This is a genomic window from Halomonas sp. RT37 (assembly GCF_040070525.1).
Lineage (GTDB): Bacteria > Pseudomonadota > Gammaproteobacteria > Pseudomonadales > Halomonadaceae > Halomonas > Halomonas litopenaei.
The window spans coordinates 1,033,432-1,049,442 of record NZ_CP098827.1 but is presented as its reverse complement, the minus strand read 5'-3'; the positions used below and the strand labels follow the sequence as shown (position 1 = coordinate 1,049,442).

General features: G+C 60.5%; 15 protein-coding genes. 12 read left to right on the top strand and 3 right to left on the bottom strand.

Annotated elements, in window-relative coordinates; all coding sequences use genetic code 11:
• Window positions 1-3: 3 nt before the first annotated feature.
• The 11 genes from NFG58_RS04755 (at window position 4) to NFG58_RS04705 (ending at window position 11,635) form a co-directional block, all read left to right on the top strand.
• The gene (locus tag NFG58_RS04755; RefSeq protein ID WP_348827657.1) at window positions 4-1,002 is read left to right on the top strand and encodes a TerC/Alx family metal homeostasis membrane protein; all 999 of its coding nucleotides are present in this window, start codon (window positions 4-6) and stop codon (window positions 1,000-1,002) included.
• Between the two features lie 99 nt (window positions 1,003-1,101).
• Window positions 1,102-1,674, top strand: coding sequence for a TerD family protein (locus NFG58_RS04750; RefSeq protein WP_290442791.1), 573 nt, complete (start codon window positions 1,102-1,104; stop codon window positions 1,672-1,674).
• Between the two features lie 48 nt (window positions 1,675-1,722).
• Window positions 1,723-2,304: a TerD family protein gene (locus tag NFG58_RS04745; RefSeq protein ID WP_348828118.1), complete on the top strand. Its 582-nt coding sequence runs from the start codon at window positions 1,723-1,725 to the stop codon at window positions 2,302-2,304.
• A 265-nt stretch (window positions 2,305-2,569) separates the two neighbouring features.
• Window positions 2,570-3,724: a phosphoribosyltransferase domain-containing protein gene (locus NFG58_RS04740; protein ID WP_348827656.1), complete on the top strand. Its 1,155-nt coding sequence runs from the start codon at window positions 2,570-2,572 to the stop codon at window positions 3,722-3,724.
• On the top strand, window positions 3,721-4,476 hold the full coding sequence (locus NFG58_RS04735; RefSeq protein WP_348827655.1) for a hypothetical protein: 756 nt from the start codon (window positions 3,721-3,723) through the stop codon (window positions 4,474-4,476). The genes NFG58_RS04740 and NFG58_RS04735 overlap by 4 nt, the downstream gene beginning before the upstream one ends.
• Window positions 4,473-5,630: a cysteine protease StiP family protein gene (locus NFG58_RS04730; RefSeq protein WP_348827654.1), complete on the top strand. Its 1,158-nt coding sequence runs from the start codon at window positions 4,473-4,475 to the stop codon at window positions 5,628-5,630. Before NFG58_RS04735 ends, NFG58_RS04730 begins: the two co-directional genes overlap by 4 nt.
• Entirely contained in the window at window positions 5,627-6,514 is an 888-nt protein-coding gene (locus tag NFG58_RS04725; RefSeq protein WP_287162962.1) for an aldolase/citrate lyase family protein, read from the top strand. Before NFG58_RS04730 ends, NFG58_RS04725 begins: the two co-directional genes overlap by 4 nt.
• Window positions 6,515-6,525: 11 nt before the next feature.
• Window positions 6,526-7,260, top strand: a complete 735-nt coding sequence (locus NFG58_RS04720) for a hypothetical protein (protein ID WP_348827653.1) — start codon at window positions 6,526-6,528, stop codon at window positions 7,258-7,260.
• A gap of 99 nt (window positions 7,261-7,359) precedes the next feature.
• Window positions 7,360-7,968 (top strand): TerD family protein, encoded by a 609-nt coding sequence (locus tag NFG58_RS04715; RefSeq protein WP_348827652.1) that lies wholly within the window; start codon window positions 7,360-7,362, stop codon window positions 7,966-7,968.
• A 580-nt stretch (window positions 7,969-8,548) separates the two neighbouring features.
• Window positions 8,549-10,036: a DUF1254 domain-containing protein gene (locus tag NFG58_RS04710; protein WP_213227652.1), complete on the top strand. Its 1,488-nt coding sequence runs from the start codon at window positions 8,549-8,551 to the stop codon at window positions 10,034-10,036.
• Between the two features lie 63 nt (window positions 10,037-10,099).
• The gene (locus tag NFG58_RS04705; protein WP_348827651.1) at window positions 10,100-11,635 is read left to right on the top strand and encodes a DUF1254 domain-containing protein; all 1,536 of its coding nucleotides are present in this window, start codon (window positions 10,100-10,102) and stop codon (window positions 11,633-11,635) included.
• 225 nt (window positions 11,636-11,860) lie between these two features.
• On the opposite strand, the gene NFG58_RS04700 is transcribed toward NFG58_RS04705, so the two are convergent.
• The 3 genes from NFG58_RS04700 to NFG58_RS04690 form a co-directional block, all read right to left on the bottom strand.
• Window positions 11,861-12,283, bottom strand: a complete 423-nt coding sequence (locus NFG58_RS04700) for a DUF3617 family protein (RefSeq protein WP_213227648.1) — start codon at window positions 12,281-12,283, stop codon at window positions 11,861-11,863.
• Window positions 12,284-12,694: 411 nt separating this feature from the next.
• Window positions 12,695-13,426 (bottom strand): enoyl-CoA hydratase/isomerase family protein, encoded by a 732-nt coding sequence (locus tag NFG58_RS04695; protein ID WP_348827650.1) that lies wholly within the window; start codon window positions 13,424-13,426, stop codon window positions 12,695-12,697.
• Window positions 13,427-13,746: 320 nt separating this feature from the next.
• Window positions 13,747-14,676 (bottom strand): LysR family transcriptional regulator, encoded by a 930-nt coding sequence (locus NFG58_RS04690; RefSeq protein WP_348827649.1) that lies wholly within the window; start codon window positions 14,674-14,676, stop codon window positions 13,747-13,749.
• 202 nt (window positions 14,677-14,878) lie between these two features.
• Between NFG58_RS04690 and NFG58_RS04685 the strand changes: the two genes are divergently transcribed.
• Window positions 14,879-15,733 carry a DUF4437 domain-containing protein gene (locus NFG58_RS04685; RefSeq protein ID WP_348827648.1) on the top strand — a complete coding sequence of 285 codons (855 nt, stop codon included), beginning with the start codon at window positions 14,879-14,881 and terminating at the stop codon, window positions 15,731-15,733.
• The last annotated feature ends 278 nt before the right edge of the window (window positions 15,734-16,011 follow it).

Below are 16,011 nucleotides of genomic sequence, written 5' to 3'. Positions count from 1 at the left end.
CCCATGGATTTTGGATTCCCCTCCGAGGCCGTAGTAATTCTGGGGGTAACCGTCGTCTCTTCGGTCTGGCTAGATCTTTTTTCTCACCGAAACAGCGAAGAGGTCACCTTGAAGAATGCGACCGCCTGGTCCGTCTTCTGGATATCCGTGGCACTAGCGTTCTACGGCTATCTTCATTTTAGATACTCCGAAGAATTTGCCAGCCTCTTCCTGTCGGGATACGTGCTCGAGAAAGCGCTGTCGATAGACAATATGATGGTGTTCGTTGCCATCTTTTCCAGCTTCGGCATCAAGGGGATCTTGCAGCACCGAATCCTCTACTACGGCATCGTTGGTGCGCTGGTATTTCGTGCCGCCTTTGTTGCGGCCGGCACCGCTGTATTCGGACTCTCCCACTGGATTGAACTATTGTTCGCCGCCATCGTCCTGTGGACAGGCATAAAGATGTTCAACGGCAGCGAGGAAAACGATGAAACCATCGACTATTCACACCACTGGTCGGTGCGGTTGACCAAGAAACTGTTACCCGTCTTCCCCCGCCTGGTGGAAAACAAATTCCTTGTGAAACGCTCAATAGCCGATGACGTTGCTGAAAAGGAAGGATTTTCACTTTCCAGAAGCGCTCCCTTATATGCGACACCTCTATTGCTGTGTCTTCTTTGCATCGAAGTCTCGGACATCATCTTCAGCTTCGATAGCGTCCCGGCGATTATCGCAGTAACGAAGGAACCATTCCTGGTCTACTCGGCTGTCATCTTCGCCATACTCGGACTCAGGAACCTTTACTTCATGCTGGCAGCGGCAGCGAAGTACCTGATCCACCTGGAGAAGGCCGTCGCACTCGTGCTGGTATTCATCGCTATCAAGCTCGGCAGTTCCGCCTTGGGTCTTTATCACATCCATCATGAGGTAAGTCTTATCGTGGTGCTTGGCCTTATTACGCTTGGCGTGGTTGCAAGCCTTCTATTTCCCGAGAAGGAACAACATGCCTCTGATCCATAAGTCAGCCGATGCCTCCATTGAGGGGGCACTGGAAAGCCACCCAAGACTTTCCAGCGCCTCTTTACTGAGCGCTGCCACCAGCCAAGGAGAAGGCAAATCATGATTGATCTGAGTAAAGGTAGCCGCATCAACCTGTCAAAAGAAGCCCCCGGCGCCACCAAGTTTATTCTCGGCATGGGGTGGGACGCGCGCAAGACCGATGGTACCGACTTTGACCTGGATGCCTCGGCCCTGCTACTGGACGCCAGCGAGAAACCGGTCGGCGGACCAAAGTCACTGGTGTTCTATGGACAGCAGACATCACCGTGTGGCGGTGTCGCATCCTCTGGGGACAACCTGACCGGGGAAGGAGACGGTGATGATGAAAGCATTATTGTCGATACCACTGCCATAGATAGCAACATCGAAAAAATCATTCTTCTGGTAACCATCCATGAAGCCGAAAGTCGTGGACAGAACTTCGGCATGGTCAGCAACGCCTATGTCCGCATCCTTCAGGATGGCAGCGAGGATGTCATTGCACGATATGACCTTTCCGAAGACTACTCTACCGAGACGGCTGTCATCTTCGGCGAGCTTTACAAGAAAGATGGTGACTGGCGCTTCGCGGCAAAGGGAGATGGCTTCGCAGGGGGACTGGCTGCATTCCTCAAGGAATACGGACTTCAGTAACACCTCTTCCACTAACCGACAAAAGAGCGAAAGCCACTAACGGAGGTCATCATGGCAATCTCACTTTCCAAAGGCGCCAACATCTCGTTGACCAAGGAAGCGCCGGGCATCAAGAAAATTCGGGTTGGCCTTGGCTGGGATGCTCGCATCACTACCGGGCACGACTTCGACCTGGATGCCAGCGTGTTCCTGGTTGATGAAAATGGAAAATGCCGTAACGAGAAAGATTTCATCTTTTACAACAACCTCAAATCTGCTGACGGGTCTGTCGAACACACTGGAGACAACACCACAGGCGACGGTGAAGGCGACGATGAAACCATCGTCATCGACCTGCCTCTTGTCCCTCGCGACATTGATCGCATTGCTATCACCGTCACCATCCATGAGTCAAAGAGCCGTGGGCAGAGTTTTGGACAGGTGGAGAATGCCTTTGCCCGGGTGGTGAACGCGGAAAACAACCAGGAAGTGGCTCGTTACGACTTGTCAGAGGATTACAGCACCGAAGACGCCATGATCTTCTGTGAACTGTATCGTCATGGCGAAGAGTGGAAGTTCCGCGCCATTGGCCAGGGCTTCGACGGCGGTCTGGCTGACCTTGTCAGCAAGTATGGCCTCAACGCTGCCTGAGGCTTGGCGGCCATGAGTCTGCATCGGGCATTAGGACATGATGGATCGGCTCAATAGATGCTCTTGCATCTGGTGAGCTCAGGCTACCTGCCGATCTTCTCATTGTCGTTTCATTGTTTGCAGACGCTTGGCCCCCAGCCATAGCCCGAAACTGAGCAGCTACGGTGGGGCTTTTCGCCCCACCTTCATCCATCAAGCGTCAAGGAAAGCGCCAGGTCCCGTCTTCATGGGCTGACCCTCGCTTGCACCAACGATAGGGGATTCCGTGCCTATCACGCAGCATAGTGCCACCATCTGTGCCGGCACTCTCGAGCTGACCCTTCACGAGCAGGGAGAGAGGCTGGAGGAACTGCTGGCCTTCGGCTCGCGGCTCAATCCGCGCCGTGGCTATCTGTTTATCTCCAGGGTTCTGGGCAAGCATATCCCCGTCCGCCCGACCGCGATGGATAGCATTCACGCAGAATTGGCGTCCGCGATCCAGCTGCTGGGGTCGACCGCCTATGTCGTAGGCATGGCGGAAACCGCCGTCGGCCTCGGTGCCGGCGTTAGCCGTCACCTCGCCGCTACCCATGACGACAGCGTCTTCCATCACACCACACGTTTCACCGTCGCGACGCCCTGGATCCGTATCAGGGAGGCCCATTCCCATGCAGATACCATGCACCTGGCGAAGCTTGGCGTGGAGGCTCAAGCTGCGGTCAGCGAGGTGCAGGATCTGGTATTGGTCGACGATGAGATCACCACCGGCAGAACGCTGGCCCAGTTGGCACGGGCGCTGATGATTCAACCCGAGCTTGCTCGGGTGAAGCGGCTCCATATCGTCTCTCTGGTAAGCTGGCTTTCGCCGACCGCTCGACAGGCGCTTCTCGATCAACTGCCTGAGATGCTGGAGGTACGCTTCATCCAGTTGATGGCGGGAGAATTCACGTTCCGCCCCTGCCCTGACTTTGCTCCATCCCTGCCCGACGACGTTGACACTGGCTTCTGCCAGGCGATTGCGCATCGCCGACATCGACCGCTGCCGATCGAGAACGAAGGCCTCTACGGCAAGGTCATGAGCTCTCGCCAGCAGCCCCCTCCGGCAATGCTCGAGGCTCTCGATATCACCCCCGACGTGCCTGTCGTGGTGTTCGGCATGGGTGAATATCTTGACGCCCCCTTTCGCCTGGCGCTTCAGCTGGAGCAGCGTGGACAAGAAGTGCTGTTTCAAAGCTCGACACGTTCGCCCATTGCCGTGGCCGACGCGGTGACGTCCCGGATCGAGCACGCGGCGCCGGATGCCGGAGGAAAAAGGCACTACCTCTACAACGCTCCGGCTCGACACCTGCCACTGGCCTTTGACGGTATCGGACGGATCGACCTTAGCCGTGAACTGGAAGCCAACCATCTCCAGTCCTTCAGTCGACAGGCCTGTCCATGACCAACCGCCTGATCGTTCTCAGCGACCTCGACGATACCTGGTTCAGCACCCAACGCGCAGAGCCCACCGAGGACAAGCGGCTCCATCTTGCTGCAGTCGATCGCCAGGGAGCCCCCCTCTGCTTCCAGACAGCCCGGCAAAGTGCGCTGTGGAAGCTGATCGAACGCACCGCCGATATCATCATTCCAGTGACCGGCCGCACCAGCTACGCGGTCGAACGAGTGACATTGCTGGCGCGAGGCGGCTACACCATCGCTAGCCACGGTGCCCTGGTGACACTGGATGGCACTATCGTCTCGGCCTGGGCAGAGCATCTGGCACCGCACCTGGATGAGGCCAAGACGGCCCTTGAACAGGCCAGAAATCATCTCGAGCCGCTCGTCGCCAGACTCGCGCCAGGTGGCGACATCCATCTGCGCGTCCTGCATGACCTCGATGTTCCCGTCTATCTCTCCGTCAAGTCTTGCGCTGAACTGCCAGAGCGCCTTGTCGCGGCGCTTAGCGAGGCCTCCGCTCGGTTTGGGCTGAGACTCCACGCCAACGCACGCAATGCAGCCTTGCGACCCCACTACACCTGCAAGGCCAGCGCCGCCAGGTTTGTCCTCGAACAGCTGCTGGAACGCCACCCCGAAGACACTGTGCTCACCTTCGGTGACAGCCTGTCCGACATCGACTTCATGGGGACTGGCGACATGGCCGTGGCGCCGACCAACAGCCAGATCTGGCGCCAATTGCAGGAGTTTGCCCAATGACCTCGATGATCGGCCTTACTCCCATCCACGGATCCTACTGTCCCGACGACTGCCAGTTCCTGCTGACCCCGATCAGCCCACGATTTCTGTCCATCGAGGAGAAGGAAAGGCGAATTCAGACGGGACAAGCCCACTACAGCGAGATGATCCATCGCGAGGCGGCGCCCAGCGCTCGGTATCTGAGTCTCTTCGACGCCCTGAGTGACCGCTACGCCCAGCGTCTGGCCCAGGAAGTCTGCTCGCTCGCTGGCCGTCTGCTGGCCGACATCGGCCACAGTCAGGCACCGATCGGACTGGTCAGCCTCGCTCGGGCCGGGACGCCGGTGGGCGCACTGCTTCGGCGCGCCCTGGTGGGGCAGGGGCAACAGCCCTGCGAGCACTACAGTATTTCCATTATTCGCGACCGTGGCATCGACACCCAGGCACTGGACTATATTCTTGACACCGTCGGCCTGGCACCAGAGCGGCTGGTCTTCATCGATGCCTGGACCGCCAAAGGCGTCATCACGCGGGAGCTGCGTGCCAGTCTGGCGCGCTACAACGCTGAACGCAAAGCGGCTGGCAAGTCGCCGGTCCCGGTGCGCCTGGCCGTCATCTCGGACATCGGAGGCACCGCCGACTACTCGGCCACCTTCGACGACTACGCCATTCCTTCCGGCGTACTCAACGCGACCGTCTCGGGTCTCGTCTCCCGCTCGGTGGTCAATGACCAGGTGCCCGCCGGCGCCTTCCACGGCTGCGTGATCCATGATGACCTGGCCGAACACGACCGCTCTCATGCCTTTCTGGATCAGGTTTCAACGCACTTCACCGGCCTCGATAGCTCCCTTTCCCGCGCCACCGCCACCGCCACCGCCACCGCCACCGCCGAGCGTGCCCGCCAGCGGCAATCGATGCTGACGATGCTGGATACCCTGGCCCGGGACTATCAGGTCAGTGACATCAATCACATCAAACCCGGCATTGCCGAGGCAACACGCGTCATGCTGCGTCGCGTACCGGCCCTGCTGCTGGTGCGAGACAAGCGCCATCCTGATGTGGAACACCTGTTGCTGCTGGCTGGTGAGAAGGCCGTTGCGGTTGTGGAGCGTCCGGACATGCCCTTCCACGCCTGCTCGATCATCAAGACCCTGACCGCCGAGGCACGCCCATGAGCGTCTCCCGACTCTACGCCGCGCTGGGCGCCTCGCTGTATGTTCCGGCAACCCACCCGCGTCTTGACCATATCCTTGCCCACGGCTGCCACGGGGCACGCTCGATCATCTTCTGCACCGAGGATGCGGTGGCACCCGATGCAGTCGCCTGGGCCGTGCAGCGCCTGATCAAGGCACTCAAGAGCACACCGAGAGATACCCGACATCTGCGATTTGTCAGGCCACGCTCGCCTTTGGTGCTACGCCAACTGGTCGAGTCAGCGGGAGCGCTGGACGCCCTGGACGGTATCGTGGTGCCGAAGTTCGACAGCCGCAGCGCGGCGCGCTGGAAGTCGGTCCTCGACAGCGCCCCACAGTTGCCACTGATGCCCACTCTGGAGACCGCCGCGCTGTTTCGCGATGCGACGGCGGATGCCATCGGCGAGTCTCTGGATGAACTGCGCAATCCCGTCATCACACTGCGCATCGGCGCCAACGATCTTCTGGGCACGCTCGGCATCAAGCGCGAACCGGGCATGACGATCTACGACACACCGCTACGCTCGACACTGGAGCGCATCGTGACCCTGTTCCGACCGGCCGGCTACGAGATAGCGGCGCCGGTCTGTGACCTGATCGGCGAGCCGGAGACACTGGCCCGTGAGGTCGCTCAGGACATCGCCTGGGGATTCTACGCCAAGACCTGCATCCACCCATCGCAGATCGATGTCATCGAGGCCCACCTGAAGCAGGCCATCCAGCGACAGCGTCAACAGGCCAACCAACTCCTGACACGTGGAGACGCCGTCTTCCAGGACAACGGGCAAATGCTCGAGCAGACCTGCCATGGGTCCTGGGCGCAGCGAATCCATTCCCTGCAAGCCGAGTATCAACATCAACAGTAAGGAAGCTGACGATGATCAACCTCAACAAAGTCGACGAAACTGCCACGATCGATCTCTCCAAGGGCACCACCGACCTGGTCGTCAAGGCCCAGTGGGTAGACAACGGCGATGCCTCAAGTGACAACGATGATCTGGACCTTCGCTGTTCGATTCTCTTTCCAGACGGGCAGATGTATCTGGTCGATGCCGAGTACCGCTGCGCGCTCGACCAGGCGCCTTATGCCCATCACCACGGCGATGTTCAGAATGCCAGCCAGGAAATGCCGGGAGAGGAAGTCATCACGGTAGCCAAGGACATCGCCAAGAGGGCCGGTGGGCCAGTGGCCATGGTGTTCAGCGTCTATTCGGCGCTTGGCAACGGCGCCGTCTCGGTCGCATCGCTGAAGCCTCAAATGAAAATGAGCTGCGGCACGGATGTCGTCGTCTGCTCCTACGACTTCTCCAAGGATATAAGCACAGCCAACCCCAACATCTACACCTACGTCATCGGCTACGCCATCGTCACGGAGTCCGAGGTAATCCTCGCTCCATCTGGAAAGACCTCACGACCAGGTGAAGAAGAAACCGCCTGGATCTCCTGGCATGGAAGCTCAGTCGATGTCGATGTCAACGGCCCAGCGGTCTTCAAGGGAAAGCAGGCGTCAAAGGGCCCCTCGTACAACCGCCAGCGAAACATCACCAAGACGTTCGCCAACGTCGACCAGTCAAAGCTACAAAAGAAAGGCCTCTTCGGGCTCTTCGGCTAAAGGTGCGACGTCATCACCTCTCGTCCTTGTCTCGGCCTATTTCAACCGGCCGATATCGTTTCGCAAGAGCCTAAACAGACATCACCAGGAAAATTTCTTATGAGCATCAATCTCTCCAAGGGGCAGCGCATCAGTCTTGAAAAGAACGGGACCTCCCTTTCCCGTATCGAAATCGGTGTAAACTGGGGCGCCATCAAAAAGACAACCAAAGGCTTTTTTGGCGGCGAAAAAACAAGGAATGTAGACGTTGACCTCGACGCCTCGGTAGGGCTTTTCGATGAGTCAGGCGAGGTCGTCGATATCGTCTATTTCGGTCAGCTGAAATCCAGGTGTGGAGCCATCCACCATAGCGGTGACGACCTGACCGGCGATATCGGCGGTGACGACGGCCGCGACAACGAGGTCATCTCCATCGACCTCAATCGGATCCCTGCCAACATCACCAGACTCGGCCTTGTCCTGAACTCATTTCGAAAGCAGGATTTCGCCGACATCCCTTATGCCAACATTCGTATCCATGACGGCAGTGGTTCGATCTTTGGCACCTTCGATGTCGCCAATGACGCCAGCTTTTCGGGCAAGATCAGCATGATCATGGCCAGCGTCTACCGCCATGGTGAGAGCTGGAAGTTCCGCTCGATCGGTGAAGCGGTGGACGACAGGGACCTCAAGTCCACCCTCGTCACCTTCTCCCGGAAATTTGCCTGACCCCATCGGGTGTGAGCGGTCGCCTGGCGGCCGCTCACCATGACAACAGCCATCCCCATCTTCATTTCATGCCCGCCGCCAAGTAGCCACCTTCCCCCTGGGATCATCCGTCTGAAACATCGGACCTGGGCATGTCTGCCAACACCATATCCGGCGTGCCCCCGGACGCAAACAGGCCACGGCTCTCTTCCTGCCAGCGATCCCTGGTGTTTACCCCAGCCATGCCTCGTCTGCTCCCTGACAGCTACGACTCGAAATGACACCAGGCAGGCCTGGATCCTGTCACATAGAAAGTATGCAGAATCACCATCAGCCCGAAGGCGGCTTAGTGGCGGGATCTCGGGCTCTGTGCCAGCTTTCTAAATCAGAAATATTTTGAAGACGATTCTCGAGCGGTGGCGAATCAGGCGCCGCGCCGGGCGGGCTTTGTTGCGTCCTGTCGATGCGCAGGGCCCCCACACGAGACTCGGACGCAACCAGGCACGACCGGATCGATAGCACGACGGCGCGGATTAGCGCGATGGAGGCGAACTCCGCCCGGCTCAGACCACCATCGATAACAGAAAGGGAGTTCGGGAAGATGCTTCGTCACATGACCACGGCCACCGTCGCCGGGGCGCTGCTCTGCGCTTCGGGGCTTGCGCAGGCGGCCGTTCCACTCGATCAGGCAACCCTCAAGGGCGACGAGGTGATCGAGACGCCCGCCGGCGAGATCGAACTGCAGGACAGCTACTTCGATGAACAGGCGTCGCAGCGACTGTTCGATACCATGGACGTACAACGGGCCGCCCAGGCCTATATCTGGTCGACGCCGCTGGTCAGCACGACGACCTGGCGGGACAACCAGGGCGAAGCCTTCGGTACCGATGAACCCGGTGCCTTTGCCGTCCTCGAGACGCTCAAGGAAAAACGCGGCATCGTCACCGCCAACCTGACGACCCCCTACATCTTCAACTTCACCGATCTTTCCGATGGACCGGTGCAGATCGACTACCCACCCGGCCAGACCGCCGGCGGGGTGCTCGACATGTGGATGCGCCCGGTATTCGACCTCGGCCTGACCGGCCCCGACAAGGGCGAAGGCGCCACCTACATCGTGGTCGGCCCCGGTGACGATCCCGACGACTACAGCGAGGAAGATGCCCACGTCTTCCAGAGCGAGACGAACAACGTGCTGGTGGGCATCCGTATCCTCGATCCCGACCCGGCCTACTACGACACCTATGTGTCCCAATACCAGATGGGGCCGGTGGGTGACACCTCGCCCAGCACCTTCGTCAAGGGCAAGGACGTCGAGTGGAGCGCCACCGCCCCACGGGGCCTCGCCTACTGGGAAAAGCTCGCCTCGATCATCGACGAAGAGCCGGTGCGCGAGATCGACAAGGCGTGGATGGCGATGCTCGCGCCGCTCGGCATCATCAAGGGCGAGGCCTTTGCACCGGACGAGCGCCAGCGAGAGATCCTGCTGCAGGGCGCGGCCCTGGGTGAGCTGATGACCCGCAACCTGCAGGTGAATCCGCGCTATGCGGATGTCTGGTGGGAGGGCACCTCCTGGTACAAGAGCTTCGACTTCGTCGTCGCCCAGGCCACCGATACGCTGCAGCAGATCGACGAACGTGCGACCTGGTTCTACGAGGCGGTCGGCTCCAGCGAGGGAATGGTCAACCCGACGCCCGGCGCGGGACAGGTCTACATGACCACCAAGCGTGACGCCAACGGCGACATGCTGCGCGCCGATCGCAACTACGTGCTGCATGTCCCGGCGGAGGTTCCGGTGGAGCAGTTCTGGTCGCTGACGCTCTACAGCGAAGACACTCGCCGCCCCTATGACAACGGAGGAACGGAGATCTCCGATGTCAGCCTCGACAGCCGCATGGAACAGCTCCAGTACAACGAAGACGGCTCCATCGATCTCTACATCGGTCCAGATGCCCCGGACGGCCTGGAAAGCAATCACATGAAGACGGTCGAGGATGATGGCTGGTTCGTGTACTTCCGCCTCTACGCACCAGGCCAGGCCTTCTTCGACAAGTCCTTCTCACTCCCGGACTTTGAACTCGTCGAGTAATCCCCTGTTCGACCCGCCGCCCTTGCCGGCGGGTCGCCCCTTTTCACGCCGCGGGAGCCGATCATGAAATGCCTGTCCAGACCCCTTCTCTGTGCCGGTCTTGCCCTGACCCTGCCACTGGCCCTGACACCGGTCGCATTGGCCCAGTCCGAGCGCGCGACGGAACTTGCCAACCTGCCCTTTGAACAGAACCGTCCCACCGAGCAGACCGCCCAACAGTTGATGGAGGAGCTGACCTTCCAGCGAGCGACACAGACCTATCTGTGGGCGCTGCCACTATTGAACACCATGGGAATGCGCGACGGCGCGGCGGAGGCCTTCGGCACCGGCTACAACGTCATGCCCATCTGGACCGAGCGCCTGGACGCCAGGACGCTGATCACGACGCCCAACTCGGACCTGATCTACGGCATGGTATTCGCAGACCTGGGCGAGAGCGGCCCGCTGGTCTTCGAGGCGCCACCGAAGCTGCAGGGTATCCTGCTGGATGCCTGGCAACGCCCGATTCCCGTCGACGGCGGCGAATACTTCGGTGATCTGGGCCTGCCGGGGCCAGACGGTGGCGAGGGCGGCAACTTCCTGATCGTGCCGCCGGGCTGGGAGGGCGACGTTCCCGAGGATCACTACGTCTATCGCTCGGGCACCAATAACGTCTTCTTCTTCCTGCGCTCGTTCTATCAGTCCCTCGACAACATCGCGCCGGCGACGGACCTGTTGAAACAGTCGCTGATCTATCCCCTCGGCGAGAAGGATAGCGCCAGGCCGATGGAATTCCCGGACGCCGCGGGCGGCTCCTACAACATGCTGCCGCGCTCCGATGCCACGGCATTCGACCAGCTCAAGTATCTGGTCGATACCGAAGGAGAAGCCCTTGCCGGCCCCGACTGGCTGGGCATGCTCGAGGGTATCGGTATCGCCTCCGATCGGGACTTCGCCCCGGATGAGTCGACCCGAAAGACACTGGAAGCCGCCGCCCGGACCGGCTACAAGACCAGCCGCGTCATCGGCTTCCAGCACGGTCTGAACGGCGAGGACTTCCGCGTGTACGAGGACCGCCAATGGCTGAATCCGGTCAACAACGTCTCGGCCCGCTGGCCCGACGTGCCGGTCGGGCTCGACTGGATGTCGAACGAGGCGGGATACCGTGAACTGGACGCTCGCGCCTGGTTCTTCACCGACTACTTCTCGATCAGCCCCGGCATGGTGTCGATGACCCCCGGCAAGGGCGCCTTCTACATGATCGCCTTCGAGGATGCGGACGGCGAGCCACTGGTCGGCGACCAGCACTACACCCTGACACTGCCCCCCGATATCCCGGCGGAACTGTTCTGGTCGGTGACGTTGTACGAGGCGGAGAATGCCTCGGGCCTCGACAATGGCCAACCGTTTCCCTCGCTCGGCAAGCTCGATGAACCCGCCCAGGAGGATGACGGCAGCACCCAGCTTTATCTCGGTCCCGAGGCCCCGGAGGGCCAGCAGGACAACTGGCTCGCCACCGCCCCGGGGCGCGGCTTCTTCGCCATCCTGCGCCTCTATGCCCCCGCCGAACCGGCGCTGGATGGTAGCTGGAAGCCAGGTGATATCGAGAAGGCGCAGTAACTACCGCTCCCACCCGAGAATGTGTGAGGGCACCTGGCCAGGTGGCAACGCCCTCACTCGCTATCGCCTTGATGGAGAAAAGCAGAAGGCCCGCCTATGGCGGGCCTTCTGCTTGATCAGCCATGCTGCAAGCCAAGTGGTTCGAGGGCCGTGCTTGGCTACTTGGCTTGGTCTTACTTGGCTTACTTGGCTTACTTGGCTTGGCTTGGCTTGGCTTGGCTTAGCTTAGCTTTCACAGTTCTCGCCGACCCAGTGACCTTCCTGCTCGATGGTGACCTGCTGGCCGTTGTCCATCTCGATCATGCTATTGAAGTGCTCGTCACTGTGCATCGTGATACTGGCATCGAAGGTGGTCGTGCGAGCGCCGGCGGGACAGGTTGCCTGGGCATCGATGGTATCGCCATCGCGTCTGATCTTGATGTCTTCGCAACCAGACGATGTCCAGTCATCGCGCAACGTGGCGATCATGTCACTGGATTCTTCCGCGGTCATGCACTGCGTCTCGGTCGTCTCCTGAGTCATCTGCTCAGGCATCTGGTCGCCCGACATGCTTTGGATAATTTCCCATTGTCCAGGCTTGAGGTCGCTGGCCATGGCGCTGGTGGATACCGCGATCAGCAGAGAGGCAAGCAAGAGGTGTCGTGACATGGATCCTTCCCGTCTTTTTTTGGTGAAAAGTCGCCGAGGTACCGGCGCCCCCAGCCTATCTCACCAATGACCGGCAAAACGGAAAAACATCCAAAAGAAAGCAATTAAACAACAGAACGTTACATCAAGGATCGTGCTGTCGATGTCGGCACGCTCGCACGCGGGAAGCCATGATCCTGCCGACCCGGGAGGTTCACACCGGGCTCGTCATACCGTCTGTCATGTCGCGCGCTGCACTGTGCGTCAGGTCGCGCGTCATTCCTCTCGACTAGGCGCTGTCCGAAAAGTCGATGAGCGAAGGTTAGACAAGGCAAAAATCGGTGAGAAAGCGCAGTTTACGGGGTGTAAATGAGCATTTTGATCCGATTTTTAACGCCGTATTACCGAGCGCAGGCACTTTTCAGACAAGCCCTAGGCCAGGGCGAAGCCTGGGTAATCCGTCTGTGCATCTTCCCTTGGGCTATCGTGCAAGGGTGTCGACGCAGGGTCGATGTCTCTGCGTTCATCTGTCACGCCGGTCTGGCCCGTCAGCCGTCTCACCAGATCATCGACATAGGCGGCGACATCTTCCGGGTCCAGGGCACGGTGAATGGTGCCAAGATATTCCGCCTGATCGGCTCCGTAGTCTCGGCTACCCAGCAAGGAACTCAGTCCACCGACCGGACCCACACGATTCTCGTGCCCGTAAGACTCGCCACGGGCCAGCAGCCCCGTCAAGCCCACCTCCATCGGCACGAATCTCGCAAGGCCTCTTGCGGCAATGCGCACGTCACACGCCATGACGAGCTCGTGGCCACCATACCGGGCCATGCCTTCCACCTTGGCGATGGTGGTCTGCGGGAGGTCTTCGATTCGCGCAAGAAGACGCTTGAACTCACGTTTTCTGCTGTCGTCATCGCCGACCTGGGGGAACGAGGCACCCTTCAATATCTGGTATCCCGCCAGGCGCGAGAACACTTCAGGGAACCGAGACTGAAAGACGATGGCATCGATTCTGGCATCGCGCTCGAGATGATCCAGCAGCTTGCTCATCTCGTCGAGAAAGATGGCACCGCTCGGGTCCAGCGGGGCCTCCAGGAAGGTCACCCAGGCGGCACCTCGGCGTACCGATACGTTAAAGGTGGTGAAATTTCTGTACTGCATGACAATCCCCTCGGACAGATTCGTGAATCCGTCGCCGGCCTGGCACTGCGGATGGTCGAGCCATTCTGCGCCTTGCACGCCGGCCTCCCGTGGCTACCATTCAGCTCGATGACACTCGGACCAACTTAGCCCAGTCGAGATGGCTTCAGAATGGCCGCTTTCCGGTTTCAGAATTCGCAAAATCCGTATAATGGGGACCAATTTTTGCCCTTTCAGGCACTTCCCTCACATTCTCTCCCCCGACAAGACGCCCGCCAGTGCCAGCTCTCTGTACCAGTTCCCTCTGCTAGCTCTCTTTACCAGCTCTCTACCAGCTCTCATTACCGGTTCTCTCTGCCAGCCCTGTGGGCCGTGGCGGCCTGCTCTCTGGCAGACAGCTCCTGGCAGAGCGCTTCGGCGAACGCCTTCACCCGCCGGGGTTGGTCGCGAGCGGGGGGAAACATCAGCTGCAAGGGCTTGGGCGGCGCCGCCACGTCCTCGAGCAGTGGCACCAGCCGTCCCTGTTCAAGGTCCTCCTGGACGTCCAGCTCGGACTTGAGGCAGATGCCATGACCTTCCACCGCCCACTGGCGCACCAGTGAGCCGTCGTTGGCGATCCGATTGCCCTTTACCGTCACCTGCTGCGGTGCGTCCTCAGGCCCAAAGCTCCAGACGTTGTCCAGCGCCGCACCAAAACGCATCACCAGGCAGTTGTGCTGTGCGAGTTCCGTGGGAGTGCCAGGAACGCCATGGCGCTCCAGGTAGGTAGGGGCGGCACAGACGATCCGGCGAAACGATCCGAGTTGGCGAATGCGCAGGCTGCTGTCCAGCACTTGCCCGAACCGAAGCGCCAGGTCGAAGCCCTGACCGACGATATCGGTGAAACCGTCCGACAGCGACAGTTCGAGCGATACGTCCGGGTTTTCGCGGGCAAAGTGCGCCATCACCTGGGACACCACCCCGCGGCCCAGGTCGATGGGCACGCTGATGCGAATCGGCCCGGACAGGGTCTGGGCGCCATGACGAATGCGGGATTCCAGCTCCTCAAGCTCTGCCAGCACCTGCTTGGCGCCCTCGACCAGAGTACGGCCTTCTTCGGTGAGGCTGATGGAGCGGGTCGTGCGATTGATCAGCACCACGCCGAAGTACTGCTCCAGCGACGCCAGGCGCTCGGACACGGTGGTACTGGAAAGCCCCGTCTCTCTGGCCGCCGCCACCAGGCTGCCCTTTTCCACGATGGTCAGAAAGAGGCGCATGTTGTGAACGAGCATTATTCGGATTCTCCGGATTTATTTTTCGAATATAGGCGGTTTATCCCCCCAACCCCAGCCGATACCGTTCATCGCCTCACTGCTGGGCCGGTAGCCATGCTACTCCCTGCGGAGCCTTGAACGAGGCTTCGGTTGCCGACCCTCGCATTCCGAAGCTCCGGCCCCCCCGCCGTCCAACCAGCGTCTTCTCAGGAGTGATCCCATGCGCTTGTCTGCTTTCCCCCTGCTTGCCACCAGCGTCGCGATGGCAACGCTCTCGATCGCCGGCCCAGCCACCGCCGCCACCGAGGTGGTGCTGCGCTCGGAGGTGACGCCACAGCCGCTGAACCCTGCCAGAGGCGACGCCAGTCCCCAGGCCAGCGTGCTGTGGGGCGACATCACCAAAGATGTGCCCAGTGGCGCCATCATCGAGTTCAAGGAAGGCTTTGCCTCGCCCCCACATATTCACAACATCACCTACCGTGCGGTCGTCATCGAGGGTGCCGTGCACAATGATGACCCGGATGCCGCCACCATGTGGATGGGTCCGGGGTCGTTCTGGACACAGCCGGCTGGCGAGGATCACATTACCTCCGCCATCGCCGAAGAAGGCGCCACCATCTTTCTGGAAATTCTGAAGGGCCCCTACCTGGTCCAGCCCTCGGACCAGGCCTTCGACAATGGTGAGAAACCCGTCAACCTAGAAGCCGGCAATATGGTCTGGCTAGATGCCGATGCCATCAACTGGCTCGAGGTACCCGGCCAGTCGCAGGAAAAGGGCGCCGAAGTGGCCTTTCTCTGGGGAAGCACCGCGCCCGGAGAAGCCAACGGCTCCCTGCTGAAGATCCCGGCAGGAGCCTCGGGGACCATCAGCGGGGACGGTGATACCTTGCGCGCGGTTGTCATCCAGGGCGACGCCGAATTGAGCGGGGCCGATATTCAGGGCTCGTCACCGCTTCCCTCTGGCAGCTATTTCAGCGCGAATGACGACTCGGCTCCGCTCTTGACCTGCACCTCGGACGCCGAATGCCTGTTCTACGTGCGCACGGATGGCAGCTTCGACTTCGCGTCGCGCTGACCTCCCGACGCCTCGCGTTCGCCGTGCCCCCGGCCTCCCGGAAAGATTCGTGCGGCCTCGATACCGCGCCTCTGCCCCGGGGGCCGCTCGGTGCTGCCGCCCGGCCCGGCCAGGGGGCGCTGCGCATGGTCAAGGCATCGCCGAGGCATGGGTAAGGCATCGCCGAGGCATGGGTAAGGCATCGCCGAGGTGTGGTTAAGGCATCGCCGGAGCACCACCGCGCCGCGGTCCTTTCAAGCCCTTGCCTCGGCCCTGCAGCGAACCGCGCTATCTGCAGC

Excerpts from the sequence above, each read along its gene's own strand:
- NFG58_RS04700 (WP_213227648.1), bottom strand. The coding sequence starts at position 12,283 with ATGTCACGACACCTCTTGCTTGCCTCTCTGCTGATCGCGGTATCCACC.
- NFG58_RS04685 (WP_348827648.1), top strand. The coding sequence starts at position 14,879 with ATGCGCTTGTCTGCTTTCCCCCTGCTTGCCACCAGCGTCGCGATGGCA.
- NFG58_RS04710 (WP_213227652.1), top strand. The coding sequence starts at position 8,549 with ATGCTTCGTCACATGACCACGGCCACCGTCGCCGGGGCGCTGCTCTGC.
- NFG58_RS04725 (WP_287162962.1), top strand. The coding sequence starts at position 5,627 with ATGAGCGTCTCCCGACTCTACGCCGCGCTGGGCGCCTCGCTGTATGTT.
- NFG58_RS04730 (WP_348827654.1), top strand. The coding sequence starts at position 4,473 with ATGACCTCGATGATCGGCCTTACTCCCATCCACGGATCCTACTGTCCC.
- NFG58_RS04705 (WP_348827651.1), top strand. The coding sequence starts at position 10,100 with ATGAAATGCCTGTCCAGACCCCTTCTCTGTGCCGGTCTTGCCCTGACC.
- NFG58_RS04715 (WP_348827652.1), top strand. The coding sequence starts at position 7,360 with ATGAGCATCAATCTCTCCAAGGGGCAGCGCATCAGTCTTGAAAAGAAC.
- NFG58_RS04695 (WP_348827650.1), bottom strand. The coding sequence starts at position 13,426 with ATGCAGTACAGAAATTTCACCACCTTTAACGTATCGGTACGCCGAGGT.
- NFG58_RS04735 (WP_348827655.1), top strand. The coding sequence starts at position 3,721 with ATGACCAACCGCCTGATCGTTCTCAGCGACCTCGACGATACCTGGTTC.
- NFG58_RS04690 (WP_348827649.1), bottom strand. The coding sequence starts at position 14,676 with ATGCTCGTTCACAACATGCGCCTCTTTCTGACCATCGTGGAAAAGGGC.
- NFG58_RS04755 (WP_348827657.1), top strand. The coding sequence starts at position 4 with ATGGATTTTGGATTCCCCTCCGAGGCCGTAGTAATTCTGGGGGTAACC.
- NFG58_RS04720 (WP_348827653.1), top strand. The coding sequence starts at position 6,526 with ATGATCAACCTCAACAAAGTCGACGAAACTGCCACGATCGATCTCTCC.
- NFG58_RS04750 (WP_290442791.1), top strand. The coding sequence starts at position 1,102 with ATGATTGATCTGAGTAAAGGTAGCCGCATCAACCTGTCAAAAGAAGCC.